At 40.9% G+C, this 16550-nt stretch carries 18 protein-coding genes; 11 read left to right on the forward strand and 7 right to left on the reverse strand.

Annotation, left to right across the window (positions count from 1 at the left end):
* Positions 1-39: 39 nt before the first annotated feature.
* Positions 40-1848 (forward strand): oligoendopeptidase F, encoded by a 1809-nt coding sequence (pepF, locus tag QMF37_RS02840; protein WP_078080596.1) that lies wholly within the window; start codon positions 40-42, stop codon positions 1846-1848.
* A 467-nt stretch (positions 1849-2315) separates the two neighbouring features.
* On the opposite strand, the gene QMF37_RS02845 is transcribed toward pepF, so the two are convergent.
* The 3 genes from QMF37_RS02845 to QMF37_RS02855 all read right to left on the reverse strand — a co-directional run bounded on the left by QMF37_RS02845 (position 2316) and on the right by QMF37_RS02855 (position 4200).
* A complete protein-coding gene (locus QMF37_RS02845; protein ID WP_058384749.1) occupies positions 2316-3113 on the reverse strand; it encodes a ClpXP adapter SpxH family protein in 798 nt (265 codons plus the stop codon).
* A complete protein-coding gene (locus QMF37_RS02850; RefSeq protein ID WP_071153552.1) occupies positions 3110-3508 on the reverse strand; it encodes a globin domain-containing protein in 399 nt (132 codons plus the stop codon). Before QMF37_RS02850 ends, QMF37_RS02845 begins: the two co-directional genes overlap by 4 nt.
* A 101-nt stretch (positions 3509-3609) precedes the next feature.
* The gene (locus QMF37_RS02855; protein WP_078080595.1) at positions 3610-4200 is read right to left on the reverse strand and encodes a CYTH domain-containing protein; all 591 of its coding nucleotides are present in this window, start codon (positions 4198-4200) and stop codon (positions 3610-3612) included.
* A gap of 111 nt (positions 4201-4311) precedes the next feature.
* On the opposite strand from QMF37_RS02855, the gene QMF37_RS02860 reads away from it, so the two are divergent.
* Genes QMF37_RS02860 through QMF37_RS02875 form a run of 4 tightly spaced genes read left to right on the forward strand, consistent with a single transcriptional unit; the run spans position 4312 to position 7084 of the window.
* Positions 4312-4701, forward strand: coding sequence for a UPF0738 family protein (locus QMF37_RS02860; RefSeq protein ID WP_283476453.1), 390 nt, complete (start codon positions 4312-4314; stop codon positions 4699-4701).
* Positions 4702-4722: 21 nt separating this feature from the next.
* The gene (yjbM, locus tag QMF37_RS02865) at positions 4723-5400 is read left to right on the forward strand and encodes a GTP diphosphokinase (protein ID WP_058384753.1); all 678 of its coding nucleotides are present in this window, start codon (positions 4723-4725) and stop codon (positions 5398-5400) included.
* Entirely contained in the window at positions 5397-6203 is an 807-nt protein-coding gene (locus QMF37_RS02870; protein ID WP_058384754.1) for an NAD kinase, read from the forward strand. The genes yjbM and QMF37_RS02870 overlap by 4 nt, the downstream gene beginning before the upstream one ends.
* 5 nt (positions 6204-6208) lie before the next feature.
* Complete coding sequence (locus QMF37_RS02875) at positions 6209-7084, forward strand: RluA family pseudouridine synthase (RefSeq protein WP_071153584.1); 876 nt, start codon at positions 6209-6211, stop codon at positions 7082-7084.
* On the opposite strand, the gene prpE is transcribed toward QMF37_RS02875, so the two are convergent.
* Positions 7081-7818: a bis(5'-nucleosyl)-tetraphosphatase PrpE gene (gene prpE / locus QMF37_RS02880; protein WP_071153553.1), complete on the reverse strand. Its 738-nt coding sequence runs from the start codon at positions 7816-7818 to the stop codon at positions 7081-7083. The genes QMF37_RS02875 and prpE overlap by 4 nt on opposite strands.
* A 99-nt stretch (positions 7819-7917) precedes the next feature.
* Here prpE and mgtE point away from each other — a divergent pair, with 99 nt between their 5' ends.
* Together mgtE and fabI are read left to right on the forward strand one after the other, a co-directional pair.
* Positions 7918-9288, forward strand: a complete 1371-nt coding sequence (gene mgtE, locus QMF37_RS02885) for a magnesium transporter (protein ID WP_071153554.1) — start codon at positions 7918-7920, stop codon at positions 9286-9288.
* A gap of 79 nt (positions 9289-9367) precedes the next feature.
* Positions 9368-10138, forward strand: coding sequence for an enoyl-ACP reductase FabI (gene fabI / locus QMF37_RS02890; protein ID WP_058384757.1), 771 nt, complete (start codon positions 9368-9370; stop codon positions 10136-10138).
* A gap of 52 nt (positions 10139-10190) precedes the next feature.
* Here fabI and QMF37_RS02895 read toward each other — a convergent pair whose 3' ends face one another.
* From QMF37_RS02895 to QMF37_RS02905, 3 genes are all read right to left on the reverse strand, one after another.
* Complete coding sequence (locus tag QMF37_RS02895) at positions 10191-10622, reverse strand: GNAT family N-acetyltransferase (protein ID WP_058384758.1); 432 nt, start codon at positions 10620-10622, stop codon at positions 10191-10193.
* Positions 10623-11141, reverse strand: a complete 519-nt coding sequence (locus QMF37_RS02900) for a YjcG family protein (RefSeq protein WP_058384759.1) — start codon at positions 11139-11141, stop codon at positions 10623-10625.
* Positions 11142-11215: 74 nt separating this feature from the next.
* On the reverse strand, positions 11216-11938 hold the full coding sequence (locus QMF37_RS02905) for an alpha/beta hydrolase (protein ID WP_058384760.1): 723 nt from the start codon (positions 11936-11938) through the stop codon (positions 11216-11218).
* Between the two features lie 104 nt (positions 11939-12042).
* On the opposite strand from QMF37_RS02905, the gene QMF37_RS02910 reads away from it, so the two are divergent.
* The 4 genes from QMF37_RS02910 to QMF37_RS02925 all read left to right on the forward strand — a co-directional run bounded on the left by QMF37_RS02910 (position 12043) and on the right by QMF37_RS02925 (position 16355).
* A complete protein-coding gene (locus tag QMF37_RS02910; protein WP_058384761.1) occupies positions 12043-12627 on the forward strand; it encodes a phosphatidylglycerophosphatase A family protein in 585 nt (194 codons plus the stop codon).
* Between the two features lie 125 nt (positions 12628-12752).
* On the forward strand, positions 12753-13733 hold the full coding sequence (locus QMF37_RS02915; protein ID WP_071153555.1) for a TAXI family TRAP transporter solute-binding subunit: 981 nt from the start codon (positions 12753-12755) through the stop codon (positions 13731-13733).
* 74 nt (positions 13734-13807) lie between these two features.
* Positions 13808-14332 (forward strand): DUF1850 domain-containing protein, encoded by a 525-nt coding sequence (locus QMF37_RS02920; protein ID WP_283476462.1) that lies wholly within the window; start codon positions 13808-13810, stop codon positions 14330-14332.
* The gene (locus QMF37_RS02925) at positions 14322-16355 is read left to right on the forward strand and encodes a TRAP transporter permease (protein WP_071153556.1); all 2034 of its coding nucleotides are present in this window, start codon (positions 14322-14324) and stop codon (positions 16353-16355) included. The genes QMF37_RS02920 and QMF37_RS02925 overlap by 11 nt, the downstream gene beginning before the upstream one ends.
* The last annotated feature ends 195 nt before the right edge of the window (positions 16356-16550 follow it).

Below are 16550 nucleotides of genomic sequence, written 5' to 3' on the forward strand. Positions count from 1 at the left end.
ATTCGATTCCCGAAAGAATGGAATAGAGGAGGAAATAGAATGGTTGAAAAAGTACTGACAAGAGATGAAGTTCCAACAGAATTGACATGGCGATTGGAAGATATATTTGCGAGTGATGAGCTTTGGGAAAAAGAGTTTGAAGAGGTTACCGCTCTTAGCGATAAAGCAGAATCGTATCAAGGAAAGCTACAACAAAGTGCAGAATCTCTTTATGAGGTGTTGGTTTATAAAGATGAGTTGACGGAGCGCTTGAGACGTCTTTATACTTACTCGCACATGCGTTACGATCAAGATACGACCAATTCAAAATACCAAGCACTAGACAGTCGAATCAAATCGTTATTTGCAAAAGTATCAGCAGGTTTGTCATTTTTAACACCTGAAATTTTAGCTCTAGACGAATCAACTTTAAATGAATATGTCGCAAACCATGAAGGATTGAGTTTATACAAGCAAGCACTTAAAGAATTAAATTCGATGCGTCCTCATGTGTTGCCGGCTGAACAAGAATCTTTAATGGCTCAAATGTCAGAAGTCGCCCAAGCGTCTTCCGAAACATTTGGCAGCTTGAACAATGCAGACCTTGAATTTCCAGAGATAGAAGATGAATCTGGCCAACAAGTTCAAATTACACACGGCAATTATATTCGGTTCTTAGAAAGCAGCGACCGCCGCGTACGTGAAGATGCTTTTAAAGCGGTCTACGCGACGTACGGCAAGTTCCGGAACACCTTTGCATCTACCTTATCAGGTAACATCAAACGCGATAATGTAAATGCGCGAATCCGTAAATTCGATTCAGCTCGCCAAGCGGCTTTAGCTGACGACCATATTCCAGAAGCGGTTTACGATAACTTGGTTGAAACGGTCAATGACAATCTTCACTTATTGCATCGCTATTCTGCTTTGCGTAAAGAAGTACTAGGACTCGACAAAGTTCATATGTGGGATCTGCATACACCACTCGTTCCAGAAGTGAAGATGGAAATGCCGTACGATAAAGCAACAGGCGTTATGCTGAGAGGGCTGGAAGCTTTAGGGGATGAGTATGTAGGAATTGTCAAAGAAGGCATCGATAACCGCTGGGTAGACGTGAAAGAAAACAAAGGCAAGCGCAGCGGAGCTTATTCATCAGGAGCATATGGAACCAATCCGTATATTTTGATGAACTGGCAAGATAATGTGAATAATTTGTTTACGCTGGCGCATGAATTTGGCCACAGTGTCCATAGTTATTATTCACGCAAAAATCAGCCTTATGTTTACGGGGATTATTCGATTTTTGTCGCAGAAGTGGCTTCTACAACAAACGAGGCTTTATTGAATGAATACATGGTCGAGGCAACGGATGATGACCAGGAACGTATTTACTTATTGAACAATTGGCTTGATGGCTTCCGTGGCACTGTATTCCGTCAAACGATGTTTGCCGAGTTTGAACATATGATCCACAAAATGGACCAAGACGGTGAAGCATTGACTGCAGATCGCTTAACAGAAGTTTATTACGAGCTAAATCAAAAATATTATGGACCTGACGTCGCAGCTGATGAAGAAATTGGGTTGGAGTGGGCACGCATTCCACACTTTTACTATAATTATTATGTCTTCCAATACGCCACTGGATTTAGTGCAGCTACAGCATTGAGCAAAGGCATTCTAGAAGAAGGGCAACCTGCAGTGGACCGCTATATCAATGAATTTCTCAAGGCGGGAAGCTCAGATTACCCAATAGAAGTACTAAAAAAAGCCGGTGTTGACATGACCCAATCAAAAGCTGTTAAAGAAGCTTGCATGGTATTTGAAGAAAAATTAAACGAACTCGAAAAATTATTGCTGAATAAATAAAGCTTTAAAAAGAGGCAGCCCTCATGAGGTTGCTTCTTTTTAATATTATTTAAGAATAACAAACGAGTAGATTAGAGATTTCATTGTGACTACAAATATGACAAGTTTGTGAAATCGCTTGTGAAATATTGATTTAACTATTATTCCATGATAAGATAATCTTGTGAAATAAATCACATACAAACATACACCCCTTTGTTTGAGCGTGAACATTTCTCCCATCCCCTTTGTGTAATATAGAAAGACGCCTTCCGGACGTGGAAGGCGTCTTTTACGTTTAATAGAAGGATGAATTTTTTTATTTTATCCTAAAATTTGGTGATACTGTCCGATTCAAATGAAATACTGTCCAAATTGGCCAAATACTGTCCAATTCAGCTCGAATACTGTCCAACTTACATAAATACTGTCGAAACGCATAATAAACGCTAAAAAAAATAACCTGTCTCCCAAAGTTGGGAGGCAGGTTATTTAACTTTCCATAACGTTTCTTTCGGCATGCAAATGCGTTCTAGTTTTTGTTGAAGTACTTGTTTTTTTAACTCACATTCTGCTGTTTGTTCAGAAATGTTGTATATAGAAGCAATTTCTCTAGTTGCCATCGTCGAATATTTAGTGAAAAGATCATCTAAAGAAGGTGGAGTTTGTCGATTTAAACTTTCTTCTCCCATCATCTCTTGTAAAATGGTTTGATAAACATCATATGAATAAAGTCCAGATACTTTTACACCTTCATCTTCAATGCATTCATTGAAAAACACGATGCTTGGCACTTCGTTAATTTCCATTTCACGAGTAATCTTTAAATCGCATTGAAACGCTTTTGCGGTATGCACCGAATGAAAATCCAATTTAAATTCTTCTTGGTCTAGCTCGGCTTCTTCTGCAATCTCTAACAAAACGCTGTAAGAAGAAACGTCTTTTGACTGAAGAAAAAGGTGTTCTTGCAATTTGTGGAGAAATCGATTTCCTGAGCGTTTTCCTTGAAGCTCTGCCGCTTTGATCGCAACGGAAGGTAACACGGGATGAGTCAAGTTGTCGGTCTCGATATTTGCTGAAAGTATTGTTTTATTTAAGTTGAGTAATTGTGTACTTAGCACAATACGCATGGAAAAATAATGGCCATATTCAATTTGTAATTTTCGAATGACTCCTTGCATCTCCCAGCATTCTGGGTTGAGCGGATCCACAAAAACATACAGCTCCATTGGTTTAAAAGAACTCACAGGTTCATGAATTTCTTCGACCAAATCTAAGTTACTCACTCCAACTCCTCCTCACTATCAGACTCATTGACCATATGATGTGCCGTTAAAACAAGTCTGTTGTATAAGGTTTCACGGAACATTCCATTTAGCCCCACTTCATCCATCGCTTCGCTCATGCACTCTAACCAAGCTTGAGCTCTAGCAGGTGTGATAGCAAATGGGTTATGTCTAGCTTTTAATCTTGGATGTCCATGTTCTTCTGAATAAAGATTCGGTCCACCTAAATATTGGGTTAAAAATTGTTTTTGTTTACGGGCGGTTTCTGAAAGGTCATTTGGGAAAATAGGCTGCAGCTTTGGATGTGCCGCTACGCGAGCATAAAATGCGTCGACTAGCTGTGATAATGTTTCCGCACCAATCTCTTCATACGGAATAATCGGTTTTCCAGTCATCATCGTGTCTCCTTTGCTTTAGCTGTCATTTCATTCTACCAACGGATCCCGAATATCTCAAACAAAGCGACTGCAGAGCTGCCAGGATTTGGGGATTGAAACTAGTAATCAGTAGAACGTGCTGCAGCAGATTTCATAAAACGCGCAATTTTCTTATCTGCTGGACGTTGTTGAATGCCTTGTTGCTGCAAGAAATTCAAAAAGTTTTCCTGACCAGTTGCAGCATCGGAAACTTCGTATTCCAATTCGAAATCTTCTTGTCCATTGTATTCGGAATGGTCAAGTACCAATAAGCCTTGCAAGTATTCAAATTCCACACGATGGGTCGTTAATGTGCCGATGGATGTTAACTTTTCTGTCAGCACCTCAAGTTTTAACAATGCTTCGGCTACTTCTGTAGCTTCGAAAGACTGTGATTCAAGCATGCGACGTGCTTGTTCATTAGTCAATTGATCGGTAATTTCGTAATGTCCAACTGGGGCTGGAATTTTTAAGGTACATTCAAAGTGATTGTTTTTATCGCGTATGCGCAATGCGCTAAGTTGCTGTTTTAATTGGAAATCAGCGGTATCAAAATAATGATTGTGTTGGGTAATGGGGCCACTATGAAAATCGGAATAATCTTTCAGTAAACGGGTATATTCTTCTTTTGTTAGCATGTTTTTAAATTCAATTTCAAGTTCTTTTGTCATGAAAAACACCTCTCTAGTAACTTCATTATCGGATAGTTGCATGCAAACTGCAACGAATGGCAGAGCTGTGTTAAAATATCATTATCAACAAGCTAGAAAGGAAGGTTCGATTTGCATAAATTAGTGGCAGTAAACAGGACCGAAATAACTGAAAAAAACATTGAGTTTATTATCGAAGAAATGGAACCGGCCGAAGCGCTTGAAGCATCCGGTCAAATGTTGACAGATTCTGATCATCAGGCGTTTGTCTATTTGTTGGACACAGGTACTGATTATATATATGTCCAATTTAAACTACATACATGGCCAGCGTTAACGCAAGCGTTACAACTGAAAAAAGTTCCGCTTCTGACGTGGGGTAAGCAAATTATGCCATTAGCAAATTTTCACGAAGAACTGTGGATGCTGGTGGAAAACATAGAAGGCAACGACAATTACGGGGCAGATTTCCGTACCGCTGTCGAGCAAGCATTTCATGAGGCACTTGCTTCACGAGCTTAAAAGAAGTAAGGGGGTCCGGTGATGGGGCAATGGAATCGATTTTTAGCACCATATAAACAAGCAGTAGACGAATTAAAAATTAAATTTAAAGGAATGCGGAGCCAATTTGAAAATGACAACACCAATTCGCCAATCGAATTTGTAACGGGACGTGTCAAACCGTTAGCAAGTATTTACGATAAGACTTTAGAAAAAGGGATTGCGTTTGAACCCTCTGAAAAGCTTGCGCATCAATTGCAGGATATCGCGGGTATTCGAATGATGTGTCAGTTTGTAGGGGATATTGAAACCGTAGTAGCTTTACTAAAACAACGTAAAGACTTGCGAATTGTAGAGGAAAAAGACTATATCTCAAACGAAAAGCAGAGCGGCTATCGATCGTACCACGTAATTGTAGAATACCCTGTTCAAACGATTAACGGCGAGGAACTGATTTTAGCAGAGATCCAAATCCGTACGCTGGCTATGAATTTTTGGGCTTCAATCGAGCATTCCTTGAATTATAAGTACAAAGGCGTTTTTCCAGAAGAAATAAAAAATCGGCTTCAACGAGCAGCAGAAGCCGCGTTCCAACTAGACGAGGAGATGTCCCAGATTCGGGATGAAATTCAAGAAGCCCAAGCTTATTTCACCGAGTTTAAGGAATCTCCCGGTACACATTTCCTGAGTGATAGAGAAGGAGGTCGAGCAGAACGATGAAATTTCATATCATATCGAGAACAGACAAATTATCCAATGACTTGATGAGGACCGCAAAAGACTATTTAGAGGATTTTGGCATGGAATGGAACGAGGAATCGCCAGACGTTGTTTTGTCTATCGGCGGAGATGGGACGTTGCTTCACGCTTTTCACAAATACAGCGAAAAGTTGTCAGAAGTCGCTTTTGTCGGAATACACACCGGTCATCTTGGCTTTTATGCCGATTGGAAACCGATTGAAATTGAAAAGCTTGTTTTGTCTATCGCGAAAAAAGAATATGAAGTAATCGAATATCCTTTACTCGAAGTCAGCATTCATTATCAGAACTTAGACGACCCCGCTGTTTATTTGGCTTTGAACGAGTCAACGGTAAAATCTCCTGATGTGACATTGGTAATGGATGTCTTTTTGAATGAAAGTCATTTCGAACGTTTTAGAGGAGATGGGTTGTGCATGTCGACCCCTTCAGGCAGTACAGCTTACAACAAAGCATTAGGCGGTGCCATCATCCATCCATCGCTGCAAGCAATGCAATTGACGGAGATGGCATCGATCAATAACCGTGTCTTCCGAACAGTCGGTTCCCCACTGGTGCTGCCTGGGCATCATAAATGTGCATTGCGCCCTGTTAAGGCCCCTGATTTTATGGTTACCGTCGATCACTTACAACTGCTCCATAAAGACGTTAAATCAATCGAGTATAAAGTGGCCAAGGAAAAAGTGCGCTTTGCGAGATTCCGTGCATTTCCATTTTGGCAACGTGTTCACGACTCGTTTATCGACAGTGAGCTTTCAGATTGAATGCTATGAAACCTTTTCAATTGACGTATACCGCTGAAAATCCGGGATTGCTCCGAGACGCGCTAGGAGGATGGGGCATCTCCAAACGGACACTAGCTTCTGTTAAATACGGAGGTGGTCAAATTCTGGTGAATGGTGCAGAAGTAACGGTCAGGCATGCCTTAGAAAAAGGGGATGCTGTGACCGTTATTTTTCCGAATGAAGAACATGGCAAAGGCTTAAGTGCAGAAGACGGACCACTGGAAATTGTCTACGAAGATGAAGCGTTACTAATTGTGGAAAAGCCGCCTATGCAAAATACGATCCCGTCCCGTGAGCATCCTTTTGGCAGTTTAGCCAATATTGTTGCAAAGCATTTTAATGACCATGGGATTCCGTCTACTTTGCATATCGCAACTCGACTCGACCGTGACACTTCCGGACTTGTTTGCATCGCAAAAAATCGCCATATTCATCATATGATTTCATTGCAACAACAGGAAAAAAAGATGAAGCGGCGATATGAGGCGCTAGTTCATGGACATTTAGAAAAAGAAAAATTTACGATAACAGCTCCGATTGGTCGAAAAAACGCCAGCATTATCGAGCGAGAAGTTCGGGAAGACGGTCAATTTGCGGAAACTGAAGTTTGTTTGCTTCAAAAGATAGCAGGCTATTCGCATGTTTCTTTGCAATTAAATACGGGAAGAACCCATCAAATACGCGTTCATTTAGCGCATATTGGTCATCCCTTAGTTGGAGATGATTTGTATGGTGGCAAGAGAAATCTCATAAAGCGCCAAGCACTGCATTGCACAGAGTTGGAGTTGATCCATCCAGTTACAGACGAAAGGCTGTTCTTCCATTCGTCATTAAATGGGGACATGCAGTCGTTGATTTAAGTGTAACGATAAAAGCGGTCTGGTTGATAAGGCTGTTCGGAAGAGACGGATACGATTTCTTTTTCAGGAAAACGGAAGGCGGTTAACGAACCCCCAAAAACACAGCCTGTATCAATATTGACGGTGTTGTTGATAAAATAAGGTTCTCTCGTCGGCGTATGACCATAAACGACCCATTTAGGACCTTTATAGAATTTGGCCCAGTCGCGGCGAACAGGACGACCATCAGCGTGAAACTTTCCCGTAATATCGCCGTATAGTACAAAGACCGCGATGCCTCTACTCAGCGGCTTTCCAACCATTTCAGCCTTTAGTCCAGCGTGAGCAACGATTAAATCATGATCAAGTTGTTGGTAATGAGGCAACTGTTCATAAAACTCAAGATAGCGTTTGCGAAATTGCTGTTGTTCTTGTGGAGACAGCATTTTCCATTCGGCCACAGTCATTTCTAAGCCGTGAGCAAGCTGGACATCATGTCCTTTGAAAAAGCGGAAAAGTTTATTGCAATGATTGCCAGGGGAATAGTAAAGAATGCCCTCGTCCTGTAAGGCGAATAATAAACGTAGAACTTCAAGTGATTCAGGACCGCGGTCCGTGGCATCTCCAACAAAAGCGAGTTGCCTGTTTTCAGGATGAATAAAGACATCTCGCTGTTTTTCGTACCCTAATCGGTCAATGAGCTTTAGTAGCTCCTGATAGCAGCCATGAATGTCACCAATTACATCAAATTTCATCGAACACACCTCTTTTTAAAAATTTACTATACATATGAGTGGTACAGCGTATAGACTACTATAGCAAGCATAGAAGATCTTCGGAAGGAGGGAGTATACATGATGGAAGAAAAAGTAGTACGCGATGAAGAATTAAACGAAGCATTGTTCACTGAATTACTTATACGCGGAGATGTTAAAGAATTCCGTGATGAGTTTTTATCCCACCATCCATACGACCAAGCAAGTTTTTACGAGAAAGCGGATTCGGGGACAAGGCAATTGCTGTATCAGTATCTCTCTCCTAAAGAGATGGCGGATTTGTTTGAAGCGATTGAATTAGATGATGATGATTACGAAGATCTATTTCTCGAGATGGATGCTCGTTATGCTTCTGATTTGTTGTCCTATATGTACACAGATGACGCGGTAGATATCTTAAACGAATTAAATAAAGAGCAGGTCGCCACTTATTTAACAATCATGGATAAAGAATCGGCGCAGCAAATTAAAGATCTACTGCATTATGAAGAGTATACGGCAGGTTCCATTATGACGACTGAATTTGTAGCTGTACCGAAAAATTCGACAGTACGTTCTGCGATGAACATTCTTCGTAATGCAGCACCTAATGCTGAAACCATCTATTATGTATTTGTCGTTGATGATGATAAGAAGCTGTCAGGCATTGTCACGTTAAGGGATTTGATTCTTGCAGAAGAAGATACCCTGATTAGTGCCATTATGAACGAACGAGTGGTCAGTGTTTCGGTTAGCGAAGACCAAGAAGAAGTAGCGCGAATGATTAAGGATTATGACTTCCTGGCATTGCCGGTAGTCGATTTTCAACAGCATTTGCTAGGCATTATTACCGTCGACGATATTATTGATGTATTAGAAGAAGAAGCTTCAGACGATTATTCGAAACTCGCAGCTGTATCAGATATGGACACGTTTGACAAAAGTTCGTTGACTGCCGCTAAAAAACGGTTGCCTTGGCTGATTTTGTTAACATTTTTAGGTATGTTGACGGCCAATTTGATGGGCATGTTTGAAGCAACGCTGGATCAAGTAGCGTTATTAGCTGTTTTTATCCCACTTATTGCGGGTATGGCTGGTAACAGTGGCACACAAGCACTAGCTGTAGCAGTTCGAGGAATTGCGACAGGGGACATTGAAGAAGAAAGTAAAATGAAATTATTACTCCGTGAAGCGGGTACGGGACTCATTACGGGCATTGTGTGCGGAGTCGTCGTTGTCGGCTTGGTTTACTTCTGGAAAGGTGAATTGTTAATCGGCATGCTCGTCGGAACTGCTGTTATGAGTTCTATTTTTGTCGCCACGTTAGCCGGTTCCTTTATCCCGTTATTAATTCATCGGATGAAGATTGATCCAGCTGTAGCATCAGGTCCTTTTATCACAACGTTAAACGATATTATTTCGATTTTAATATATTTAGGCTTAGCTACCACTTTTTTGAGCCGCCTCTAGAAAAGTGCAAATTGCACTTTTCTTTTTTGTGATGTATTATTAGTACCAGGTAATAATAATCGATGCAGGAGGAATGGACATGTCAATATCATTACAAGGAAAGACTTTTGTCATTATGGGAGTAGCCAACAAGCGGAGCATTGCTTGGGGGATTGCACGTTCGTTAGATCAATCTGGAGCCAATCTAATTTTTACTTATGCAGGTGAACGTTTTGAAAAATCAGTACGGGATTTAGTCGCAACGTTGGATGGGAACCATGAATTGATTTTGCCATGCGATGTGACCAATGATGAAGCTGTTGCGACTTGTTTCACGACAATTAAAGAACAAGTTGGCACAATTCACGGATTGGCGCATTGTATCGCTTTTGCAAAAGGCGAAGAATTAGCAGGCGATTTTTCAGATACATCGCGAGATGGCTTCTTGTTAGCACATAATATTAGCGCGTACTCGTTAACAAATATCGCGAAAAATGCAAAACCATTGATGGCTGAAGGCGGTAGTATCGTTGCACTAACTTATATCGGTGGCGAACGTGTAATGCCTAACTATAACGTCATGGGTGTTGCGAAAGCTTCTCTTGAAATGTCCGTGCGTTATTTAGCAGCAGACCTTGGCAAACACAATATTCGTGTCAACGCGATTTCTTCAGGTCCAATTCGTACGCTTTCTTCAAAAGGTGTCAGTGATTTCAACTCGATTTTACACGAAATTGAAGAAAAAGCGCCATTACGTCGTAATACGACACCTGAAGAAGTGGGCGATACAGCGGCATTCCTTTTCAGTGATATGTCACGCGGAATTACAGGAGAAACTATTCATGTAGACAGCGGGTTCCATATTTTATAAGCAGCAAAAAAACAGATCAGCCGATTTACCGGTTGATCTGTTTTTATTATTCTTAGTTTAATGATTTTTCCATCGTTTTATGGGGAATATCTGCGTCCATAAATTCGTCTGATGTAATTTCATAGCCAAGCTTTTCATAAAAGGCAAGCGCGTGAGTTTGTGCATTCAATTTGAGTCTGAAAATGCCATTTGTCTGAGCATAATCTTCCATTTCGTTCATCATCATGACGCCAATGTGCTGACCGCGGTACTCGGAAAGCACGCATACGCGTTCAACTTTGCCAAGACCGGTTTCAACTTCACGGATACGCCCAGCAGCAATTGGCTGTTCAAGTTGATACGCGATAAAGTGAATGGCGCCATCGTCATGTTCATCCATTTCGATATGAAGAGGAACCTTTTGTTCTTCTACAAAAACTTTTCTGCGAATATCAAAAGCTTGTTCTTTTTCCATTTGGTTTTCAGCCATTTTAACTTTCAACACTTATTGATCATCTCCAGTTAAACGGAATGTCTCATAAACCGTCCACGATCCATCTTCTAATTGATAAAGCAGATGCACCCGGTCAATGATTTCTTCGTGATCAATGCCGGCCATTTTTAACTGACCGTAGACATCAGCATGTTCTGTATCAGACAATTTTTGCCCGATTGTGATATGCGGTATGAAAGAGTGTTTGGACGTGCCACCAAAGAAATCAGAATTTAAATCCTCATGTAGCCCTTTGATTTCAGCAGTCGGTTCTACTTTGAAATACAAAGTAGTGTTAACCGGGGAAAATGTGCTAACACGCGTAGCATGCAATTTAAATGGTTTATGGCGACTTGCAATATTCCGCATTTCTGCTGCCATTTCCTTAATCTGTGATGCATCCACCTCAAATGGATCTTTTAATGTCATGTGAGGAGTGATTAACTCATAATGCGGATCATATCTTTTCCGGTACGAATTGGCAATATCCTGTAATTTTTTTGAAGGAAAAGCTGCGACTCCATATTTCATCCTAATGACCTCCTTGTCTGTAATAACCATCTTATAAGTATGTTGCTCATGCTACTTTGGAGCATCATCAGCCTTTACATGCCGAAGTTCTGAATAAGTGCACGTCTTAAATCGGGCTGCCAATGCTTCCAAGTGTGGTCTCCTTCAAATTCTTCATAAAAGACCGAAAACCCTTTATTTTTCATTAAATTATTTAATTTTCGATTTGGTTCGAGAAAATCAGCAGTTTCTCCTGATCCCAATTTTACGGCTGTTTCTTCTTTTCCAATTACATGATAAACGGTAAACGAGTTTGCTGATTTAAAAGCTTCCACGGCCGTTAATAGGTTTTCGCCAACTTTCGGTGACTGAAGAATTACGCGCCCAAAAATATTTGGGTATTTTAAAGCTGCCATTAGGGACACAGTCGCGGCTAACGAGTCACCAATCAAAGCGCGTCCCATACCCACTTGATAAGTCGGGTACTTAGCATCTAAAAACGGTACCAGTTCGTGTGCTAAAAAGCGCAGGTAAGCGCCATGTTGCTCGCCAGTCGGCTCGTATTTTTTATTGCGATCAGCTACGCTTTTATACGGAACACCGACCACAATAATATTTTCTATTTCTCGATTTTCCAATAATTCATCCACAACTCGCGGAATTCTCCCCAGCTGAAAATAATCTTTGCCGTCAGAAGCAATAACGAGTGTGTATTTATACAAAGGTGAAAAATTGGAAGGGAGATAGACAAGCAGTTGCATATCTTCTTGAAGCTCTTTGCTGTAGATCGATAAATCTTCTACCTTTCCAGTAGTCATGTCTATGCCTCCTTTAGGGTTTTGTAAGAAAATTGTACCACATTGCATAGACAAGGTATAATGGAAAGGAACATGAATAAGTTAAGATGAGAGGGGTTTTGGATATGGATGGCAGAAGATTCCGGGTTCACTCAGATGATGTGACAAAAGCTACTCATGAAGCATTAGAACGTAGAGGCGTTACAAATGAAGACATAGCCAAAATAGTTTTGGATATGCAATTGCCTTTTAACGAAGGACTTAAAATCGAACATTGTATGGAGTCCGTTGAAAGTGTTTTACGTAAACGTGAAATGCAGCATGCCTTACTTGTGGGAATTGAATTAGATGAACTTGCTGAACAAGGTAAACTATCCCGCCCACTTCAACAAATTGTAGGTTCGGATGAAGGTCTTTTTGGCGTTGATGAAATGATTGGACTCGGTGCAGTGTTAACGTATGGCAGTATCGCAGTAACGACATTCGGTCATTTGGACAAAAATAAAACAGGCATTATCCATGAGTTGGATACTAAATACGGTGGACAGGTTCATACTTTTTTGGATGATTTAGTCGCTAGTGTTGCTGCATGCGCATCAGCGCGTATCGCTCACCGCACGCGTGATCTGGAAGAACAAGGTAAGACTTTTGAAGATTTGGCTCCGGAAGACACAGCTCCTGAAACGTATGTAGAAGGTGCAGAGACGTAAACGAGTATTCTAAATGTTCTTTATGTAAGCGGTTGTATTTTTCGAAATGCATTGAATCTAGTAAGAAAGACATGCTATTATGAATAAGAACGTCAAAAATTAGTTTAGAAAAGGGAGGTCACTTTATGTTGAGAAAGAAATTTGGTTTATTCGCTGTAGTTACTCTTGCAGGATCTGTGTTTTTAGCAGGTTGTGGAGATGACAAGGCTACTGAAGGTGGAGGCGGAGAAGAAGCTTCTAAAGATCCAGAATTCCTTAGTATTCTGACAGGTGGAACAACAGGTACGTATTATCCACTTGGTGGCGCAATGGCATCCATTATTGAAACAGAGACAGGTTTAGATACAACTGCCGAAGTTTCACAGGCATCTGCTGCAAACATGACGGCACTGGCTGATGGAGATGCACAAATCGCATTTGTTCAAACAGATACGGCATTTTACGCTGCTGAAGGATCGAATATGTTCGAAGGCGAAGTGATTGATACGGTTTCTGCTATTGGGGCACTTTACCCAGAAACAATTCAATTAGTTACAACTTCAAGTTCAGGTATCGCTTCATTTGACGATTTGGCTGGGAAGAAAATTTCAGTTGGTGCACCTGGCTCTGGGACTTATATTAACGCTGAACAATTATTAGAAATCCATGGCATGACAATGGACGATATTGATGCACAGAATCTTGACTTTGGCGAATCACAAGAAAGCTTGCAGTCAGGTCAAATTGACGCAGCATTCATCACTGCTGGGACACCAACAGGCGCAGTTGAAAGCTTAGGCGCAACTTCTGATGTAGTAATCATTCCTGTAGAAAAGGATAAAGCCGATGAATTGATCGAGAAATATCCTTACTATGCGCACGACGTTGTACCATCTGGTATTTACGGATTGACTGAAGAAGTTCCAACGGTTTCTGTTTTAGCGATGTTAGTCGTGCAGAATGACCTTTCAGAAGATCTTGTTTACAATATCACAAAAGCAATTTACGAAAACACAGATAAAATCCAGCATGCAAAAGCTGAATTGATCAAAGCTGAAACAGGCCTTGACGGAATTGGAATCGATATCCATCCAGGTGCACAAAAATATTTCGATGAAGTAAATTAATTGAATGAGCGATTAACTGACGGTAAAGCGCAAGCTTGCCGTCAGTTATTTGTTTACATAGGGGAGAACAGATTATGCGGTGTAACCGGATACAAAAAATCTTTCTTTTCGTAACCATCCTCCTCATCATCAGCTCCTTAATCGCATTTATCCCTTCCCAGAAGTATTATGTGTTTATCGACAATGAGACTGAAGAAGTAGCGGCTTATGTACCAGTTGTCAGCCCGTACTTCCAACTAATCTATACGCATTCAATTCACTTATCAGAAGTTATTGAAAGCTACAAAGTAGTAAGCGATAATAGAATAATGATGACAGAACTTGAATACGAAGACTTTAACATTGGCATGCCTTCAAATGCAGGAGAAGGAGAGACCTTTGTCGAAAAAGACGGTAAATACTTTATCAAGAATATGACAAAGGAAATTCCGGAGTTTCGGTTATTTGTGGGAGATGTGGATGCCAACTTGTCATTCAAAACTAAAGGACATCAGATGGATTTAAAAAGAACACTTGAAAGAGGACAGTCCTATACGTTTCGCGTAGAGCACTTATCCCTGTTTCAACTAAGAAAAGGAGTGAGAATTGATGAGCGATAAGTTATCTCCAGAAGAACTTCAACAGAAAAAGCTTCCACCAGAAGATGAATCATACATCTCAGAGGAAAAACAAAAGGAAATTCTACAAAAATACGATCCTGAATCCAATACGAGAGATTTAAGTGGAATAATTAAACATGTGGTCTTTTTCGGTTTACTAGCCTTTTCCTTATTCCAATTGTATACCGCTATCTTTGGGCAGTATACTGCTTACATTCAGCGGTCGGTTCACTTAGGGTTTGCACTGTCCTTAATCTTTCTATTATTTCCTGCTAGAAAACGCAAAGGGGCTCGTCACAAAGTTGCCTGGTATGACTACATACTGGCGCTATTATCAGTAGGCGTAGCTGCCTATTGGCCAATTATGTATGATGATTTAGTCTTCCGTCTTGGACGGGTTACCGAATTGGATTTAATTGTCGGGATATTAGCAATCTTGCTGACACTTGAAGCAACACGGCGAGCAGTCGGTATGCCAATTACGGTCATCGCCAGTTTGTTCTTGGCATATTCCTTTTTCGGACCTTATTTCCCAGGGTTTTTACGCCACAGGGGACAGGATTTAGATTCGGTTATCCAACTGATGTTCTATACTACCGATGGAATCTTAGGAACACCCATCAGTGTCTCAGCTACCTTCATTTTTACCTTCTTGTTATTTGGTTCGTTCCTAGTGAAAACGGGGGTCGGGCAGTATTTTAATGACTTGGCTGTATCACTCGCAGGTAATTTAGTTGGTGGCCCCGCGAAGGTAGCAATCTTCTCAAGTGCTTTGCAAGGAACCATTTCCGGAAGTTCAGTGGCCAACGTTGTCACATCAGGTTCTTATACGATTCCGATGATGAAAAAATTGGGTTACAAGAAAGAGTTTGCTGGTGGAGTAGAGGCAGCGGCTTCAACAGGCGGTCAATTAATGCCACCAATTATGGGTGCTGCAGCTTTTCTAATGGTTGAATTTATTGGAGGAGTAACCTACTGGGAAATAGCGAAAGCCGCTGCTATACCGGCTCTTTTGTATTTCACAGGTGTTTGGATCATGACTCATTTCGAAGCCAAACGAATTGGCCTGAAGGGTCTTTCTCCAGAAGAAATGCCAAATCGTAATGAAGTATTAAAAAAGATTTACTTACTTACGCCGATTGTTGCCATCATCGTATTTTTATTGATTGGTGTGCCAACAATGCAAGCAGCACTTTACGGAATCTTGTTAACGATTTTTGTTAGTGCTTTCAACAAAGAAACACGACTTAGCTTTAAAGATATGATTTTAGCTTTAGTCGATGGTGCAAGAACAGCGTTAGCAGTTGCAGCAGCCACAGCAGCAGCAGGTATTATCGTTGGAGTAGTTGTTAAGACCGGGCTCGGATTGAGCTTGGCAAATGGACTAGTTTCAGCTTCAGGAGGAAACATCCTGTTAACGCTGTTCTTCACAATGCTAGCAGCAATTGTTTTGGGCATGGGCTCTCCAACAACTGCCAACTATGTTATTACGTCTACAATTGCAGCACCTGCTATTATTACGCTGTTAATGTTAGATGAGCCAGTTGGAGCAGCAGTTCCACTAGTGGTCGCTTTATCTGCCCATTTATTCGTTTTCTACTTTGGTATCATTGCTGATATTACACCACCGGTTGCACTTGCTGCATTTGCAGCGTCAGGTATCTCAGGTGGAGAGCCGATTAAAACCGGCTTTATTGCTGCTAAATTAGCAGCAGCAGCGTTCATCATTCCATATATGTTCGTGTTATCTCCAGCGCTGTTAATGATTGATACAAGCTGGCCAGAATTGATTTGGGTATTAATTACAGCTCTTTCAGGTATGGTTGCCATCGGAGCAGGACTCATTGGTTTCTGGTACCGAAAACTAAACTGGTTCGAGCGCATTATTACATTTGCGACTGGACTGGCGTTGATTTATCCAGAAGGCTTGTCTGATACAATTGGCGCAATACTATTCGTAATTTTGTTCGGAATTCAATGGATGGCACGTGAAAAGAAACCTGCTAAAACAGTAGCAGCGTAAAAAAGACAAAACCGTTTGGGCCAATGCCCGAACGGTTTTTTTTCATTGTTTTGGTTTATGAAAATACGAAAAAAGCCACCACCCGAAGGTGATGACTTTTTCAAAGCAAACTTTGTTCCTAAAGCTTGCAGTGGGTTTGGCACCCAATGATTTTTACTAATCTTAAAAACAATAAAAATGTTGGATGTCGAACTG

The sequence above is a fragment of the Planococcus sp. S3-L1 genome (genome assembly GCF_030063085.1).
Lineage (GTDB): Bacteria > Bacillota > Bacilli > Bacillales_A > Planococcaceae > Planococcus > Planococcus kocurii.

Excerpts from the sequence above, each read along its gene's own strand:
- pepF (WP_078080596.1), top strand. The coding sequence starts at position 40 with ATGGTTGAAAAAGTACTGACAAGAGATGAAGTTCCAACAGAATTGACA.
- QMF37_RS02850 (WP_071153552.1), bottom strand. The coding sequence starts at position 3,508 with ATGACTGGAAAACCGATTATTCCGTATGAAGAGATTGGTGCGGAAACA.
- QMF37_RS02855 (WP_078080595.1), bottom strand. The coding sequence starts at position 4,200 with ATGACAAAAGAACTTGAAATTGAATTTAAAAACATGCTAACAAAAGAA.
- yjbM (WP_058384753.1), top strand. The coding sequence starts at position 4,723 with ATGGGGCAATGGAATCGATTTTTAGCACCATATAAACAAGCAGTAGAC.
- QMF37_RS02870 (WP_058384754.1), top strand. The coding sequence starts at position 5,397 with ATGAAATTTCATATCATATCGAGAACAGACAAATTATCCAATGACTTG.
- QMF37_RS02875 (WP_071153584.1), top strand. The coding sequence starts at position 6,209 with ATGAAACCTTTTCAATTGACGTATACCGCTGAAAATCCGGGATTGCTC.
- prpE (WP_071153553.1), bottom strand. The coding sequence starts at position 7,818 with ATGAAATTTGATGTAATTGGTGACATTCATGGCTGCTATCAGGAGCTA.
- mgtE (WP_071153554.1), top strand. The coding sequence starts at position 7,918 with ATGATGGAAGAAAAAGTAGTACGCGATGAAGAATTAAACGAAGCATTG.
- fabI (WP_058384757.1), top strand. The coding sequence starts at position 9,368 with ATGTCAATATCATTACAAGGAAAGACTTTTGTCATTATGGGAGTAGCC.
- QMF37_RS02900 (WP_058384759.1), bottom strand. The coding sequence starts at position 11,141 with ATGAAATATGGAGTCGCAGCTTTTCCTTCAAAAAAATTACAGGATATT.
- QMF37_RS02905 (WP_058384760.1), bottom strand. The coding sequence starts at position 11,938 with ATGACTACTGGAAAGGTAGAAGATTTATCGATCTACAGCAAAGAGCTT.
- QMF37_RS02910 (WP_058384761.1), top strand. The coding sequence starts at position 12,043 with ATGGATGGCAGAAGATTCCGGGTTCACTCAGATGATGTGACAAAAGCT.
- QMF37_RS02915 (WP_071153555.1), top strand. The coding sequence starts at position 12,753 with ATGTTGAGAAAGAAATTTGGTTTATTCGCTGTAGTTACTCTTGCAGGA.
- QMF37_RS02920 (WP_283476462.1), top strand. The coding sequence starts at position 13,808 with ATGCGGTGTAACCGGATACAAAAAATCTTTCTTTTCGTAACCATCCTC.
- QMF37_RS02925 (WP_071153556.1), top strand. The coding sequence starts at position 14,322 with ATGAGCGATAAGTTATCTCCAGAAGAACTTCAACAGAAAAAGCTTCCA.